Annotated in this window: 18 protein-coding genes and 1 other RNA gene; 17 read left to right on the top strand and 2 right to left on the bottom strand. The window is 36.5% G+C overall.

Translation table 11 applies throughout. The features are described from left to right. Positions 1-229: 229 nt before the first annotated feature. The 17 genes from Q0E08_RS02585 (at position 230) to Q0E08_RS02505 (ending at position 16522) form a co-directional block, all read left to right on the top strand. Positions 230-1534 (top strand): VCBS repeat-containing protein, encoded by a 1305-nt coding sequence (locus tag Q0E08_RS02585; protein ID WP_294775970.1) that lies wholly within the window; start codon positions 230-232, stop codon positions 1532-1534. Between the two features lie 30 nt (positions 1535-1564). Next, complete coding sequence (locus Q0E08_RS02580) at positions 1565-2278, top strand: response regulator transcription factor (protein WP_294775967.1); 714 nt, start codon at positions 1565-1567, stop codon at positions 2276-2278. Between the two features lie 51 nt (positions 2279-2329). Next, complete coding sequence (locus Q0E08_RS02575) at positions 2330-3781, top strand: cell wall metabolism sensor histidine kinase WalK (protein ID WP_294775964.1); 1452 nt, start codon at positions 2330-2332, stop codon at positions 3779-3781. A gap of 19 nt (positions 3782-3800) precedes the next feature. Continuing rightward, the gene (locus tag Q0E08_RS02570) at positions 3801-4775 is read left to right on the top strand and encodes a DUF1385 domain-containing protein (protein ID WP_294775961.1); all 975 of its coding nucleotides are present in this window, start codon (positions 3801-3803) and stop codon (positions 4773-4775) included. After that, entirely contained in the window at positions 4772-5587 is an 816-nt protein-coding gene (gene prmC / locus Q0E08_RS02565) for a peptide chain release factor N(5)-glutamine methyltransferase (RefSeq protein ID WP_294775958.1), read from the top strand. The genes Q0E08_RS02570 and prmC overlap by 4 nt, the downstream gene beginning before the upstream one ends. Positions 5588-5591: 4 nt before the next feature. Continuing rightward, positions 5592-6266 (top strand): site-2 protease family protein, encoded by a 675-nt coding sequence (locus Q0E08_RS02560; protein ID WP_294775956.1) that lies wholly within the window; start codon positions 5592-5594, stop codon positions 6264-6266. 11 nt (positions 6267-6277) lie between these two features. Beyond that, positions 6278-7006 (top strand): ScpA family protein, encoded by a 729-nt coding sequence (locus Q0E08_RS02555; RefSeq protein ID WP_294775953.1) that lies wholly within the window; start codon positions 6278-6280, stop codon positions 7004-7006. After that, complete coding sequence (gene scpB, locus Q0E08_RS02550) at positions 6999-7631, top strand: SMC-Scp complex subunit ScpB (RefSeq protein ID WP_294775950.1); 633 nt, start codon at positions 6999-7001, stop codon at positions 7629-7631. Before Q0E08_RS02555 ends, scpB begins: the two co-directional genes overlap by 8 nt. Then, positions 7632-8405: a hypothetical protein gene (locus Q0E08_RS02545; protein WP_294775947.1), complete on the top strand. Its 774-nt coding sequence runs from the start codon at positions 7632-7634 to the stop codon at positions 8403-8405. 21 nt (positions 8406-8426) lie between these two features. Further along, entirely contained in the window at positions 8427-8822 is a 396-nt protein-coding gene (locus tag Q0E08_RS02540; protein ID WP_294775944.1) for a GerW family sporulation protein, read from the top strand. A 47-nt stretch (positions 8823-8869) separates the two neighbouring features. Further along, complete coding sequence (locus Q0E08_RS02535; protein ID WP_294775941.1) at positions 8870-9919, top strand: D-alanyl-D-alanine carboxypeptidase family protein; 1050 nt, start codon at positions 8870-8872, stop codon at positions 9917-9919. Further along, positions 9901-10644, top strand: coding sequence for a pseudouridine synthase (locus Q0E08_RS02530; protein WP_294775938.1), 744 nt, complete (start codon positions 9901-9903; stop codon positions 10642-10644). The genes Q0E08_RS02535 and Q0E08_RS02530 overlap by 19 nt, the downstream gene beginning before the upstream one ends. Before the next feature lie 138 nt (positions 10645-10782). Further along, the gene (locus Q0E08_RS02525) at positions 10783-12105 is read left to right on the top strand and encodes a carboxyl transferase domain-containing protein (RefSeq protein ID WP_294775936.1); all 1323 of its coding nucleotides are present in this window, start codon (positions 10783-10785) and stop codon (positions 12103-12105) included. A 15-nt stretch (positions 12106-12120) separates the two neighbouring features. Next, a complete protein-coding gene (locus tag Q0E08_RS02520; RefSeq protein ID WP_294775935.1) occupies positions 12121-12498 on the top strand; it encodes a biotin/lipoyl-containing protein in 378 nt (125 codons plus the stop codon). 10 nt (positions 12499-12508) lie between these two features. Next, on the top strand, positions 12509-13906 hold the full coding sequence (locus Q0E08_RS02515; protein ID WP_294775932.1) for an oxaloacetate decarboxylase subunit alpha: 1398 nt from the start codon (positions 12509-12511) through the stop codon (positions 13904-13906). Positions 13907-14011: 105 nt separating this feature from the next. After that, positions 14012-15415, top strand: a complete 1404-nt coding sequence (locus tag Q0E08_RS02510) for a transglutaminase domain-containing protein (protein WP_294776855.1) — start codon at positions 14012-14014, stop codon at positions 15413-15415. 87 nt (positions 15416-15502) lie between these two features. Next, positions 15503-16522: an NAD(P)-dependent oxidoreductase gene (locus Q0E08_RS02505; protein WP_294775929.1), complete on the top strand. Its 1020-nt coding sequence runs from the start codon at positions 15503-15505 to the stop codon at positions 16520-16522. A 103-nt stretch (positions 16523-16625) separates the two neighbouring features. On the opposite strand, the gene ssrS is transcribed toward Q0E08_RS02505, so the two are convergent. Then, positions 16626-16822, bottom strand: a non-coding RNA gene (ssrS, locus tag Q0E08_RS02500) — 6S RNA. A 27-nt stretch (positions 16823-16849) separates the two neighbouring features. Then, a complete protein-coding gene (locus tag Q0E08_RS02495; protein WP_177664257.1) occupies positions 16850-17167 on the bottom strand; it encodes a DUF1292 domain-containing protein in 318 nt (105 codons plus the stop codon). Positions 17168-17256 lie beyond the last annotated feature (89 nt).

The following is a 17256-nucleotide window of genomic DNA, read 5'->3' as shown; positions in this document are numbered from 1 at the left end:
ATGGAGTCGGTATTAATGTTTCTCTTTTCATTGTTTCTCCTCTAACCGATGTCTTTAAAAAGGCTCCAATCCACCTTCTTTTGTAGTAATTTTGTTATAAACACCCGATATATATGCTCGGGTGTTTATTTTTTGTAATAAAAATGTTATTTTTTCTTAATTTACTATTTATTTTATTTTACTAATCTGTTATAATTAAGATAAATTTTGTCTGCAAAGGAGGATGGGTATGAAATATTTAAAACTATTTGTATGTATTGTTTTGATCATTACCTTATTCTCGGGTTGCAGTTTTAGGCTTGCTTCTTCCGTTAACGATTTGATTTCGGCAGTTGCCCCTTTTGGCGAAAATGCAGATGTTAAAAGTGCTCTTGACAGTTTTATGTCAAACGGATATTCTCTAAAAAATCCGTCGTCGGGTGAATATATCACATCTTACAATTTTTACGATTTAGACGGTGATGATAAAGAAGAAGCGGTTGCTTTTTACGAACCAAACGATAATCTCGGAACTATTCGTATGGCTATAATCAAAGAATATTCCGGTAAATGGGAAGTTGTATCCGATATATCGGGTTATGGTGATGATGCGTATCGTCTTGATTTTGCCGATGTTAATAATGACGGCAAAGATGAAATTATTGTTTGCTGGAATACTGTATCAAATTCAAACAGTCATTCATTTGTAGTTTATAACTTAAAATTTGAAGATAAAAAGTTTGAGATTAATCAAATTAATAATGATGATTTTTATTTAAACAATTATGTTATAGTTGATTTTAAGCAAAAGGGCAACAACGAAATTTTAATGTTTGAAATCAATTCGGGAACCAAAACCAGTGCAAAGGCTGAACTTTATTCCGTAAATAATAATGAATTTAAGCTAAAAGGAGAAACAAAACTTGATTCGCGTGTTATATCTTACAGAAATATAAACGTTGAAAAAGCAGAAGGCGATATAAGAGTTTACGCCGATGCAATAGGTTCAAACGGCGATAGTATAAGAACGGAAGTAATTTATTGGTCAAATATGTATAACTCGATTGTTTCACCGTTTTACAGCTATTCTACGGGCAGAACCTCGGGAACATCAAGAGGTTGTCTTGTTAATTCAAGTGATATAAACGATGACGGAAGAATTGAAATCCCGACAGATGTTTCAGTCAAAGGCTTGCCAAAAAATGTTAAGCCTCTTAATTGGAAAATTTATAACAAGACTATTCTTGTACACAAAGCTTATTCGCTTTACATAACGGATGATAGTTATAACATTATTATTCCGGATGATTATTTTAAAAATATTTCTGTTTCGTATAACAAGGAAACAAGAGAAATGTCTGTTATAAACAAGCAAACAAATAAAACAGTCTTTTCGGTTATGCCTGTTTTGAAAGCAGTGTATGATGAAAAATCGTATAACGGATACAATGTTATTCTTGACAAGTCGGGATATTATTATCTTGCAAAATCGGGAAATGACAGCGAAATGAAAATTTCTGTTGACGAACTGAAACAATACATTAAAATATGTTAGTTTACTGTTTAAGAAAGGTACGGTGTAAATATGAAAAAGGTACTTGTTGCCGAAGATGAAGAATCCATCAGAGAGTTTATTGTAATAAACCTTTCTCGTTCGGGCTATACTGTTGAACAGGCTGAAAACGGACTTGTTGCACTTCAAAAATTCAAACAGGACGAAGAAGGCTTTGATGTTGCGATTCTCGATATTATGATGCCGGAGCTTGACGGTCTTGCCGTATGCAAGGAACTCCGTAAACTTTCGTCGGATTTAGGTATCATTATGCTCAGTGCTAAAACTCAGGAAATGGATAAAGTAACAGGTTTGCTCTTCGGTGCCGACGATTATGTTACAAAACCGTTTTCTCCGAGCGAACTTATGGCAAGAGTTGACGCTATTTACAGACGAGTTGAAATGACAAGAGGCTTTAAAAAAGGTGAATCGAATTCAGACAGCATCATTCTTGACGAGTTTGAACTTAATCTTCGAAACAGAACTCTTTTAAAATCGGGCAATATGATTGAACTTACCCAAGTAGAATTTCAAATTGTTGAGTATTTCTTCCGCAATCCAAATGCTGCATTGTCAAGAAATGACATTTTAAAACAAGTTTGGGGAGCAAATTATTTCGGCGATGAAAAGATTGTTGATGTTAATATTCGTCGTCTTCGTATGAAAATAGAAGATAATCCGTCAAGTCCTACAAGACTTGTTACAATTTGGGGACTCGGATACAAGTGGATTACAAGCGAACAATAAACAGAAAGTTGAGTTTTTTAGCAAATGAACAAAGATTTTAATGCTGATTTTATGAAAAAATTTAAAAGCAAAAAAATCGAAGGTATTACAAGAAGATGGTTGATTTTGATTATCGGATTAATTGTTTTGCTGTTTACCGTTGCATTTATCATTTGCACATCTCTTATAAAAGTTTATTATTATAATTCTGTTGAAAGCATTGTTAATTCGGCGGCTTCGGATTCTGCAATCAACTATTTTGAAAATAACATAAATAACGGTGAATCTCTTGAATCGTCTGCAGCACTTTATATTGACACATATTCAAACAAGGATTCAACAACGGTTTGGATTGTTGACAACGAAGGCAATGTTATTATATCATCCAACGGTTTTGGAGTGCAAAAACAGGATATGCCGGATTATAAAGTCGCTATGGAAGATTCTGACGGCAAAGGTAAATTTGTCGGTAAATTGTCAAACGGTCAAAAAGTTATGGCTGTTTGCAGAGTGATAAAAAGTTCCGATGACACTAAAGTCGGTGCAATCCGTGTAATGACAGCTGTTGACAATGTTGACCGTCAAATTGCGAGCATGTCGGTCCTTATAGCTGTTATCTTTTTGATTATTCTTGCTATAATTATACTTTCCAACCTTTATTTTATCAGAACTATTATAACTCCGCTTAAGGAAGTCAATCAGGCAACAAAAAAGATTGCCGAGGGCAACCTTGATGTCAGAATAGAAAAGAAATATAATGACGAAATCGGTGACCTTGCCGACAGTATCAATACAATGGCTTCGGAGATTGCTACTGCTGATAAAATGAAAAATGATTTTATTTCAACCATTTCTCACGAGCTTCGTACACCGCTTACATCTATTAAGGGATGGGGCGAAACGCTGACCCTCGGCAACCAAGACAATGTTGACGAATTAACGCAAAAAGGCTTGCAGGTTATCGTTAAGGAAGCGGGCAGACTTGAAGGCTTTGTAGAAGAATTGCTTGATTTCTCAAGGCTTCAAAGCGGAAGAATGACACTCCGCCTTGCAAATGTAGATATTCTTGCCGAGCTTGAAGAAACACTGTTTACATTCATTGAGCGTGCCGTTCGTGAAGGATATGAAGTAAAATACAGCATTCCGGAAGTTCCTTGTATTGCAAATGCAGATGCAAACAGACTTAAACAGGTCTTTATGAACATTCTTGATAATGCACTAAAATATTCACGACCGGGCAGTAAAATTCTTGTAAAAGCCGAATTTGAGAAAAAAGATGATAAAGATTTTGTAAAAATTGCGATTGCCGACCAGGGTTGCGGCATATCAGAAGAAGATTTGCCACATGTAAAAGAAAAGTTTTATAAGGCTAATGTAAGCGTTAAAGGTTCAGGTATCGGTCTTGCGGTAACAACAGAAATCGTTAACTTGCATAACGGTTATTTGGATATAGACAGTGTGGAGGGTAAAGGCACTTTAGTAACAATTCATCTTCCTTTGCTGGAAGCACCGCACCAAAACTAAAATTTGAAAGGTTATTTTAATGAGTAAAAAACAACACATCACTTCTGTAGGCGGTCAGGCTCTTATAGAGGGCGTTATGATGCAGGGGCCGAGAGGCATTGCAACTGCCGTCAGAAAAACCGATAATTCCATTCTTGTAGAATATCATAAATTTAATCATTTAAAAGATAAAAACAAATTTTTCGGTATTCCTATCATTCGTGGAATTGTTGCTTTTTTTGAGTCGATGATTATGGGGTACAAGCTTTTGATGTATTCAGCTGAGGCATCGGGAATGGAAGACCTTGAAGATGTTGAAATGAATAAATTTGAAAAGTGGATTACCGATAAATTAGGCGATAAATTCATGGATATAATTATGGGTTTTGCAAGTGTTCTCGGCTTTGCTCTTGCATTTTTGATTTTTTTCTTTCTTCCTGTGTTTATATTTAATAAAATAAACGCTGCGGCACATATGTCACTTACCCCGTGGCAAGGAACAATCGAAGGCTGTATGAAAATATTTATTTTTGTTGTTTATATGCTTTTGGTTTCTCAAATGAAAGATATAAAAAGACTTTTTAAATATCACGGAGCCGAACACAAAAGTATTGCTTGCTATGAAGCCGGCGAGGAACTCACAGTGGAAAATGTAAAAAAATGTACTCGCTTTCATCCAAGATGCGGTACATCATTTATGTTTGTAATGCTTATTTTAAGTATTGTTATTGTTACTCTTCTTTCACTTGTTGTTCCGGCTGAACTTAAGCAAAATACAGTGGCGTGGATGCTTATTAAATTACCGCTTATTCCGCTTATTATGGGTATCGGCTATGAATTTATCAGATATGCCGGTAAGCATGACAATTTGTTTGTCAGAATAGTATCCGCTCCGGGTTTATGGATGCAAAGAGTTACTACCAAAGAGCCTGAAGATGATATAATAGAAGTCGGTATTGCTTCAATAAAAGCTGTTATTACCGATAATATTGAGGATGACGAAATTAAACGATGAATGTTAAGGAAGCATACAGTTACAGCGTAAGTTTTTTAGAGGCAAATGGTGTTGATGAGGCTGATTTTAAAGCTTTAACCGTTGTTTGCTATGTAGCGGGAATCAAAAACAGCGAATATCACGCTCATAAAGACGATTTTGTAATTACGAAACGGCTTGCAGATTGCTTATGGAACCTTAAAACAGGCGAACCGCTTCAATATGTTATCGGCAAATGGGATTTTTATGAAAGTGAGTTTTATGTAGGAGAGGGAGTTTTAATTCCCCGTCCCGAAACAGAAGAACTTGTTGACCTTGCCGTTAAATATTTAAAGACTGTTACCAATCCTGTTATAATTGATTTGTGTTCGGGAAGCGGATGTATCGGCGTCAGCATTGCGAAAGCTGTACCGGATTCAAAAGTTTACTGTATAGAAAAAAGCAAAGAAGCATTTAAATATTTAGAAAAAAATGCTAAAGATTGTAACAATGTCATTTTGATTAATGACGATATTTTTAATGATATCGATATTGAAAATGCAGATTTGATTATTTCAAATCCGCCGTATATTAAAACTTCGGATTTAGCTGATTTGCAGGATGAAGTTAAAAAAGAACCGCAAATGGCTCTTGACGGAGGAAATGACGGACTCGATTTTTACAGAATAATAAATACAAAATGGTCATCTAAACTAAAATCAAACGGTATTTTAATGCTTGAAATCGGAGAAGAGCAGGGAAAAGACATTGCTGATGTGTTAACCGAATTCAATAATGTTGAAGTAAAAAAAGATATGTATGGCAACGACAGAATGGTTGTTGCAAAAAGGTGATTATATGATTTCAATTTTCAGATATATACAGCAGGGAGAATATTTACTTGCAATTATTGCCGTTCTTTCAAGATGCTTTGTTGTATTCTGTTGTTTACCTATTCACGAATTGGCTCACGGACTGATGGCACACCTGCTCGGTGACGATACGGCAAAAAGAGAGGGAAGATTGTCACTCAATCCTTTTGCCCACCTTAATCCTATCGGTACGGTTATGATTTTTCTCTTTGGTATCGGTTATGCAAATCCCGTGCCAATTAATCCGAGAAACTTTAAAAATGAAAAAGGCGGTATGGCTTTGACCGCACTTGCAGGTCCGCTTGCAAATCTTCTTATGGGCTTTGTTTCGGTTTGGGGTTTCTTTATCTTTACAAAGTTTACCGGCTCATCCGCAATAGGAAGTGCAGTTGCTTATTTCTTTCTTTATTCAGCACAAATCAATGTTATGCTTGCAGTGTTTAATTTGTTCCCAATTCCACCGCTTGACGGCTCAAAGATTTTGGCAGCCGTTTTGCCTGACAAGCTTTATTACAAATATATGATGTATGAAAGATATATCATGATTGCTCTTATGATTTTACTTTTCACCGGTGTACTTGACACTCCAATTTCATTTTTAACAGGTAAGCTTTTGAATATTATATCTATTCTTCCTAATTTAGTGTTTCATCTTTATTAATAAGAGGCTTTATGGATAATTTAACCTATAAAATTGAGGTGTTTGAAGGTCCTATGGATCTTTTGTTGCACCTTATAAGTAAACATAAACTGAATATAAATGATATTCCGATTGTAGAACTTGTAAATCAATATCTCGATTATGTTCGTCAAATGGAAGAAGCTGATTTTGATGTTGCAGGTGACTTCCTTGAAATGGCGGCAAGATTGATTTATATCAAAACCGTATCTTTGCTTCCTCGTCACGAAGAAGCAGAAGTTCTTAAAAAAGAGCTTACAGGTGAATTAATCGAATATCGTGATTGTAAACTTATGGCTGAAAAACTTTCAAATCAAACAGACGGTTTCGGAAGGTTTGTTCGTCAACCGCAGGGCGGCTGGGTGAATTATGATTACGAGCGATTTCACGAACCTGATGAACTTTTGGACGCATATATAAATGTTGCAGGCAAAGCTCAAAGACGACTTCCGCCGCCTATCGATTCGTTTAAAGTTATAGTTGCAAAAAAGTTTGTCAATGTTGCTTCTAAAGTAAGAACGGTTATGCGTAAACTTTGGAGCGGTAAAAAAGTTAATTTTTTATCACTGTTTGACGGTGCAAAATCAAAATCGGACATTGTTGCAACTTTTTTGGCAGTATTGGAACTTACAAAAACAAAAAAAATTACGGTTGAGGGCGATATGCACAATCCAACCGTTAAAATAGTTAATGAAACCAAAGAGGTAGATAACCTTGAATAAAACAGAAAACTTAGTATCAACGCTTGAAGCAATGCTTTTTGCCGCCGGAGACCCGGTTGAACCGACAAAGCTTGCCGAAGTTCTTGATATTGATATAGAAACAACCGAAAAAATGCTTGAGCATTTAAGTGCCCAATATGACGAACGAAATTCGGGCTTAATGCTTATCAGAGTAGATAACAAGTATCAAATTTGCACCAGAGAAAAATACAGCGATGAAGTTCGCAAACTGATGGAAATAAAAAAGAACGCTCCGCTCAGTAACGCGGCATTTGAGGTACTTGCGGTTATTGCATATAACAAAACCGTTACTCGTTCGTTTATTGAACAGGTAAGAGGAGTTGACTGTTCGGGTCCGATTTCATCACTTGTTCAAAAAGGACTTATTGAAGAAAAGGGAAGAATGGACCTGCCGGGCAGACCTCTTATTTACGGAACAACGGACAGGTTTTTAAGATGTTTTTCTCTTAATTCTCTTGAAGATTTACCTGATTTACCGAAAACCGAAGAAGTTGAAAGTATTGCAAAAGACGACAGTCAAACTTCTTTATTTGACAAAGAAAATAAATCTGATATACTAAAAGAAAAAGAAATATCCGAAATTGCTCATATTGAGGAGGAATAAATGAAAACTTTTTTGATAATTTTAGCTGTCATAGTTTTACTTTTTGCTATTATTCTTTCTCTTTCGGCTGAAGCAACTGTTATTTATGACAACGGATGGCACACAACTGTTCAAGTCCTTTTTATAAAAAAAGATGTTGAACTTTCAAAAATTTTAAACTTTGTTTTGTTTCCCGATAAAGCAGGCAAGGAAGCCGCTGAGAAACAGAAAGAAAAGAAAAAAAACAAAGCAGATTCTGCAAAACCTGTTATTCAAGAAAATAAAGAAGAGGTAAAACAGGTCACTGAACCAAAAGAAAATAAAAAAGAAACAAATGATAATTCCGAGGTTAAAGTTGAGCCGGAGAAACCTAAAACCGAGCTAAAACAGCAACCAAAGAAAAATCCTATTGCTAAAATAATTGACGAAGACGGTATAGTCGGAATTATGCTTTTGGCATCAAATTTGGTGGAAACTTTAAATACTGCCGTGATAACTTTATTTAAAGGTTTGCATATTTACTCATTATATGTTAAAATGATAGTCGGTGGTGCCGATGCAGACGAAATTGCAAGAGCATACGGCAGAATTTGCGGTTTTTATTACCCTTTAAAGGGTATGATTTTAAACGGTATGAAGGTTGACCAATATGATGATTACATACAACCCGATTTTATCGCACCCGCAAATGAATATGAATTTCAGCTTATTGCATCTATAAATATTGCACTGATTTTAAAAATAGGTATTAAAGCAGGAGCAAAATTCCTGGTTAACTTAATAAAAAATAAGTAATTAATATAAGGGGAAAGAACTATGAAAGAAACTCCGGTAAACAAAATAATGGAATCAACACTTGAAAAAATGAGAGAAATGGTTGATGTTTCAACTATTATCGGTGAGCCTATGGTTACAGGTGAGACCACTCTTATCCCTGTATCAAAGGTTTCTTACGGCTTTACATCGGGCGGTACAGACCTTCCGTCAAAGCAAAATAAGGAACTTTTCGGCGGTGCAGGCGGAGGCGGTATCTCCATTACTCCTGTTGCATTCATCGTTATTCAGGATTCAAAGGTTAGACTTATGCAAATCAACAATTACACATCATCCGCAGACAGAGCTATTGCAATGATTCCTGAACTTGTTGATAAGCTTACAGAACTCACCGAAGCAAAGAAAAAGGATTCGGCTGCAGAAGAAAAAGCAGAATAATTTTAATTAAACAGAATCACCTGCATATATTTATGTAGGTGATTGTTTTGTATAAAAAATTTATTTGTATTTTATGCGTTTTAACTATTTTGTTTCCGCTTACCGTAAGTGCAAAAAGCAATAATATTTCCGCACAAAAGGCAGTTGTAATAGACAAGTCAACTTCAACTGTTTTGTACGAAAAGTCAAGTAATGTAAAATGTTCTATGGCGTCTACAACAAAAATTATGACCTGCCTTATCGCTTGTGAAAAATTGAAACAAAATGATATTGTAACGATTACAAACAAAATGCTTGATAAAACCGAAGGTTCACTTATTTACCTAAAAGTCGGAGATAAAATTACGGTTTCGGATCTTATAAAAGGTGCATTGTTAGCGTCAGGTAATGATGCAGCAAATTCTCTTGCCGTTTACACTTCAGGCAGCGTTTCGGAGTTTGTTAAGTTGATGAATTTGTATGCTATAAAATTCAAAATGTCAAACACACATTTTGAAACTCCGTCCGGGCTTGACAGCAAGAATCATTACTCTACGGCATATGATATGGCATTGCTGACTTCTCATGCACTTGATAATGAAATTTTTGCTTCTGTTTGTAAGCTTCAAAAAGCAGATGTTACAATAAACGGCAATGTTCAAACCATATATAATCATAACAAACTTCTTTATCAAACAGAGAACTGTATCGGCGTTAAAACGGGATTTACCGAAAAATCCGGAAGATGTCTTGTCAGTGCATATGATTACAAAGGAAGCACAATTATTATTGTCACTTTGAATGATTACGATGATTGGAATGACCACAAAAAACTTTTTGATTACGCAAAAAATCAATATAAAACCCTGTCAAAAACTGAAAATATATCAATCGATTGTGTCGGAACAAACAGAAAAAAGGTTGTATGCACCACACAATTTGATGTTTCATATCTTGACAATTTAACTTTTAAGTACTATTATTATCCTATTTTGTATGCTCCGATTTTGCAAAATACCAAAGTCGGCAAAACTGAAATATACTCAAACAACAAATTAATTAGGACTGTAGATATTATAGTTCCGGAAAGTGTAAAAGTATGGCAAACAACGAAGTAAGATTACAAAAATTTATGGCAGAGCAGGGAGTAGCTTCCCGAAGAAAGAGCGAAGATTTAATTCGTGCCGGAAAAGTTAAAGTTAACGGGCATGTTGCCGAAATAGGGATGAAAATCAATCCTCGCAAAGATTTGGTTACTGTCGGCAAACAAAAGCTTACAAATGTAAAAAACAGAAAAATGGTTTACATAATGCTCAACAAACCTCGCGGATATGTAACAACCGTATCGGATGAACTCGGCAGAAAAACCGTTATGGATTTACTTCCTAATTTCGGTTGCAGAATTTACCCCGTAGGCAGACTTGATAAAGATAGTGAGGGTCTTTTGCTTTTGACAAACGACGGCTCTTTTACAAATTGTATGACCCATCCTTCGCACGAATATGCAAAGGTTTACCGTGTAACGGTTCGACCGGCTGTGAATGATGAAATTCTATTTAATCTTCGCAACGGTATTGAAATTGACGGAAGAAAAACCGCACCGTGTGAAGTAACCGTTTTAACCGAAGAAGAAAACAGAGTGGTTCTTGAATTTATTCTTCACGAAGGCAGAAACCGCCAAATCAGAAAAATGTGTGAAAGTCAAGGCCTTGAGGTTGCAAGACTCAAAAGAATTTCAATCGGTCCGATTAAACTCGGGATGTTAAAGCAGGGCGATTATAGGGAATTATCGGAGCAGGATGTAAAAAAACTTCTTCGTTCTGCTGGACATAAAGAAAATTGATAAAAAAGTCGGAGATTTTCTCTGACTTTTTTTAATTTTATATTGATATTATAAGAAAATAATGTTAATATTAATAATAGGTCATTTTGGTAATTTTATATATCAAAGGAACTTATTATCTCGTAAGGAGGATTATTAATGGGTAATTCAAACAAAGAGAATGTTGCAATTCAAAGACTTGCTTCTCTTTTTGATGAAGGCATTTTTACCGAGATTGATCCGTTTGCAAAAGGCGAAAGCGGTGAAGTTGAGGTCGTTGCCGGTTACGGCTATGTAAACGGTACGGAATGCTATGCTTTTGCGCAAGACAGCAATATAAACAGCGGTGCTGTAACCGTTGCGCAATGTGCAAAAATTTTAAAAGTGTTTTCTTTGGCAAAGAAAACAGGTTGCGGCGTTGTCGGTATCTATGATTCAAACGGTGTTCAGCTTACACAGGGCTTTGAGGTTCTCAATGCTTTCGGTGAAGTTGTAAAAGCCGCTTCAATGCTTTCGGGCGTTGTTCCTCAGGTCAGCATTATTGCTGGTGCTTGCCTTGGTACATCAGCTTTAATTGCAAATATGGCTGATGTTGTTATTGCAAGCAAGGACAGCGATTTTTATATTACCGCACCAAGTGATATAACTGTTGAAGAAAGTGCAAAAAACGGCACAGTTGATATTATGTGCGATGATGTTGACTCAGCTTTAAACGAAGCAAAAAAAGTTATTTGTATGCTTCCTAAAAACAATCTTTACAGTGCTCCTATGGTTGATTTTGAATATTCGGCTCCTTCTGTTTCGGCAGTTGACGGTGCTTCTGTTGAAGATATTGTTAATTCTGTTCTTGATTCAACCTTATCCGTTGAATTTAAAGCCGAATACGGAAAACATGTTATTACAAAGCTTGGTACCGTTGAAGGTTCAACTGTCGGTGTTATTGCATTTAACAATGACGAAATTTGCCATAATTGTGCATATAAGGCTGAGGCTATGGTTAAGCTTTGTGACGCATTTAATATTCCTGTTATCACCGTTGCAAACTCTACAGGTCTTACAAAAGGCAAAGATGCACAAATGCTTGTTGCCGCTACAAAGCTTACAACAGCATATGCAAGTGCAACTTGTCCTAAAATTAGCTTGATTACAGGACAGGCTATCGGTGCATCATATATTATTCTTGCCGGTAAAGGTGCAAATGCCGATGTTACTTTGGCTTGGCAAAATGCTGTTGCTTCACCTCTTGATGTTGAAGCTGCCGTTGCTTTTCTTTATAACGACAGACTTGCAGACGGTGAAGACAGAGCAAAGCTTGAAGCCGAATATAAAGAGACAGTCGGTTCTGCATTTACTGCAGCTGCTTGCGGCGCTGTTGATGATGTTTTCCCGGCTGAGGAAACAAGAACAAAGATTGCTTCTTATCTTGATATGCTTATGAGCAAGAGAGAAACAACTATTCCAAGAAAACATTCTGTTAAATAATCGGAGGATATAAAAATGAAAAATTACACAATTACAGTTAACGGAACACCATATAATGTAACAGTTGAAGAAGGCACTTCATCAGCTGCTCCTGTTGCTTCTGCTCCGGCACCGGCACCTGCCGCTGCTCCGGCTCCTCAGGCAGCACCAAAAGCAGCACCTGCACCGGCTGCTGCCGGAAGCGTTAAAGTTGACGCTCCTATGCCGGGTAACATTCTTGATGTAAAGGTATCAAACGGCACTGCTGTAAAGGCAGGTCAGGTACTTGTAATTCTTGAAGCTATGAAGATGGAAAACGAAATTGTTGCTCCTCAAGACGGAACAGTTGCTTCAATCAATGTAAATAAGGGTGATACTGTAGAAGCAGGTCAAACTATCATCACTTTGGCATAAGAGGTGCACTATGGCTAAAATCGGAATTACAGAAACTGTTCTCCGTGATGCACATCAGTCATTGATTGCCACTCGTATGAGAACAGAGGAATTTGTTGACATTCTTCCTCAAATGGATAAAATCGGCTATCATTCTTTGGAATGTTGGGGCGGTGCAACATTTGACTCATGTCTTCGTTTTCTTGACGAGGATCCTTGGGAAAGACTTCGTACTATCAGAAAAAAATGTCCTAACACAAAGCTTCAAATGCTTTTCAGAGGACAAAATATGCTCGGCTATCGTCATTACAGCGATGAGGTTGTAGATTATTTTGTAAAGAAAAGTATCGACAACGGTATTGATATCCTTCGTATTTTTGACGCACTTAATGATGTTCGTAACCTCGAAACTGCCATTAATGCCGCAAATAAATACGGCGGACACGTTCAAGCCGCTATATCATATACAACAGGCCCTGTTTTTGATGTAGATTATTATTGCCATTATGCAAAACAACTTGAAAATGCAGGTGCTTCATCAATTTGTATCAAGGATATGGCAGGTCTTCTTACTCCTTACGGAACTTATGATTTGGTTAAGGCTCTTAAAGAAACCGTTAAAATTCCTATTCAACTTCATACTCACTACACTTCGGGACTTGCTTCAATGGTTCTCCTCAAAGGAATTGAAGCCGGTGTTGATGTAATTGACACAGCTATGTCACCGCTTGCTATGGGTACATCACATCCTGCAACAGAATCTATGGTTGCCGCTCTTAAAGGCACTGAATATGACACAGGACTTGACCTCAAAGCACTCAGTGAAATCAGAGATTTCTTTGCTCCTCTTCGTCAAAAGTATCTTGACAGCGGACTTCTCGATCCTAAGATGCTCGGTGTAGACGCAAACACTCTTCTTTATCAGGTACCCGGCGGTATGCTTTCTAATCTTAACAGTCAGCTTAAACAAGCGGGCAAGGAAGATCAACTTGAAGAAGTTCTTGCTGAAGTTCCTCGTGTTCGTAAGGACGCAGGTTATCCGCCTCTTGTAACTCCATCATCACAAATCGTTGGTACACAGGCTGTATTCAATGTTATTATGGGTGAAAGATACAAGATGGTTACAAAGGAATTTAAAGACCTTATTGCAGGTAAGTATGGCTCGACTCCTTGTGAAATCGACCCTGAATTCCAAAAGAAGATTGTAGGTGATGACGAAATCATTACTTGCCGTCCTGCCGATTTGCTTAATGATACTATTGAGCAATTCAAGAGCGAAATTGCAGAATATTATGAGCAGGAAGAAGATATTTTGTCATATGCTCAGTTTGGTCAGGTAGCCGTTAAATTCTTTGAAAAGAGAAGAGATAAAAAGTACGGACTTGACGGTAAACACGATAATATCGAAACAAAGGTTCATCCTGTATAATAAAAAATATCACACTTTTAAACAGTGCTCTTGACGGGGCACTGTTTTTTAGTTATTATGTTATTAAAGAGAAATAAAACAGAAGGGGATGATATTTTGAAAAAAATGTTATGTATGCTGATTTCGGTCTTGTTTATAATTACCGTATTTTCTCCGTTTGCAGTTTATGCAAATGTTAAATTCGGTAATTCAACGGTTGCTTCTGAAGAAAACAGCGACACACCAGATACGGATGTTAATTTTGATTTTTTCAATCCTGATGAAAAAACCGCAAAAGAAATGGAAAACACAATCATTCAGGGTTTGCTCTCAATGCAAAGCAGAATTGATCTTGCAAAATATAAAATTCCGAATACCCAGGCTGCCATTGTTATTTCAAATATTATAAACGGCAATCCGGATTTGTTCTTTGTTTCAACAAATATTACATACAGTTATAATACTACAACAACATATGTTGTAAGTTTTGTTCCTGCTTATGCCTTATCCTCCGTTTCCGAAATTAACTCAGCCAAAATTTTGTTTAATAATGAGATGAACAAAATATTAGCCAAAACAAATGACGGTATGTCCGATTTACAAAAAGCTTTAACGGTTCACGACTATATTTGTAATTTGGCTGTTTATCCTAATCTGAACAACGGAGATGAAGTTGTTTATCACTCCGCTTACGGTTTTGTAAAAGACAGAAAAATTGTATGTGCCGGATATGCATTAATGTACTCGGCTGTATTGAGCAAACTTAATATTCCTACAAAATATGTCATTTCCAATTCTATGGGACATGCATGGAATACTGTGTATATAAATAATAATTGGTACAATGCGGATTTAACTTGGGATGACACTTCGTTTTCGAATGTTGATACAAATACCATGGGCAGATTTTCTCACGAATATTTTTTAAAAAGCACATATGAATTTCAGACATACAAAGAACACACAGGTATGGTTTATCCTTACAATGTAGCATGCACCGATTATTCATATGATGAGGCTTTTTGGAATAACTACACCTGCAATATCTTTACATATCAAAATTGTTATTATTATCTTGATTTAGACGCTTCAAATTTTTTGGTTAATATCATCAAAAGAGATGAAAATGGAAATACTGCAATTTTGAATAATAAAAAATATCCATCTGTTTATTTATCATATGGAAACGGAATGAAAGTTCCTTTAGGTCAAATAACAATGATTAATGATGTGTTGTATTTCAGTACATCTTCGAATAATACCGCAACAATAAATTGCTATGACCTAAAAACAAACAAGGAATATAAAATAACAGAATTTGAAGGTATGAGTGCCGGCATGGGCGAACAGGATGGAGAATTGCAATACGCTTTATTGAATAATGAAACAGTATACACTTCCGTAAAGCAACAGCCGATTTTTGATAATATTTATCCGTCAAATGTAAACAAATCCGATTACAGTCCTTATGTTGATATCAATCATGACGGCTATATTAACGCAAAAGATTATGCACAATTAAAAAAATAAACAAATTATTAACTTTAATCATTGACGAATGGCAAATTTTGTAGTAATATAGAAATGTTGAAATTATTTTAAATACGGGAGGGTATTATGAACGTATTGATTTTCGGCGGTACCGGTCTTCTTGGCTCGGCAGCTGCACAAATTTTTATTGACAGAGGACACAAGGTAAAAACCATTGCTCTTCCTCCTCTTCCGGAAGGTGCTCCGATTCCAAAAGAAATGGAAATTGAATTCGGTAACTTCCTTGAACTCACAGATGAAGAACTTGAAAAGGCTATGACAGGCATGGATGCTTTTGTTTACGCTGCAGGCGTAGACGAAAGAGTTGAATTCCCGGCTCCTGTATATGAAGCTTACAAGAAGTACAACATCGACCCTGTAGACAGATGCCTTGCTATGGCTAAGAAGTGCGGCGTTAAGCGTTGCGTAGTTCTTGGTTCATACTTTGCTTGGCTTGCAAAAGAGCGTCCTGATATGAAACTTTGCGAAAAGCATCCATATATTCGCTCAAGAGTTGACCAGGAAAATGTTGCTTTCAAGTATGCCGATGACGATATGGGCGTAGCTGTTCTTGAACTCCCATATATCTTTGGTACTCAACCTGGCAGAAGACCTGTTTGGGTTATCCTTATTGAACAACTTCAAAGATTTGAAAAGATGCCTTTCACAATGTATCCAAAGGGAGGCACAGCAATGCTTACGGTTCGCCAGGTTGGTGAAGCTATCGTAGGTGCCGCAGAGCAAGTTAAGGGTGCAAGAGCATACGGTATTTCTTGCTACAACCTTACTTGGAGAGAATTCCTTAAGATTGTTTACAGAGCAATGGACGGAATTCCTGACAGAAAGATTGTTGATGTTCCTAAGTGGACATTCCAGGCTTTCGGTCTTGTTATGAGAAAAGACTATGCAAAGAGAAATGTTGATTCAGGTATCGATCCTGTAGGACTTGCAGACATCATGGGTATGAATCTCTTCATCCCAACAGATGACACAAAGGAACTCGGATGTACTCCTGACGACATCGAAGCAGCTATCTTTGATTCTATCGCACTTTCAAAGGCTTCATTCGAAGGCAAGGCTAAACTCCTTGAAATGAAGGGCGAATAATTTAATTATTTACTGAATATAACGGATAGGGAAACCTGTCCGTTATTTTTTATTAAAAATTAGCAGCAAAAAAATAAACCCAAGTAAATCACTTGAGTTTATAGAAATATCCACACATCCGCCTATGCCGAATATAACCTGCTGTTAAAGGCAGGTGGGCACCACCCAATAAATTTTGTGCTCCCAGCGTCCCGTAAAAACGGGGAGGTCTGCATTCCCATAAATCGGAGTCTGGTTCCCTAATTTAAAATATTTGTTCGGGTTATTTGGGCAATAGGTTGTCGAGATGCGTAGACATTATTAGATTATGTAGTAAACAACAAAATATTACTGCTCAGGTTCAAAATATTCAACATCAAACTTTTCTTCAACTTTTGCCATAAGAATGTCTGAAATTTGCTCATATTCCATTTCGTCTTGAATTTCTTCAAGATATTCGTCGCCGTTTTCATCTTCAACAACCTTGAGAATAATAACTTCATAATCGGCATCAACGATTTCTTCGGCTGTATCGTGATATTCTGTAATAGCAACATAAACATCATCATCTGTTTCGTATCTTTCAAGAAGTTCAAAAACGATTTCGTTACCGTCCTCATCTGTAACAGAGAGAAGGTCCGGTTCATAGATTTCTTCATTTTCCATATTAACACCCCATTTCTGTTTCTTATTATAATATTAATATATAAATTAGTCAATAGGGAACATTCATTTGTGAGTTTTTACATATTTTT

This window comes from uncultured Eubacterium sp. (assembly GCF_934561735.1).
Classification (GTDB): domain Bacteria; phylum Bacillota; class Clostridia; order Oscillospirales; family Acutalibacteraceae; genus Eubacterium_R.
The sequence above is the reverse complement of the archived record's forward strand: the minus strand, read 5'-3'. Positions and strand labels throughout refer to the sequence as shown.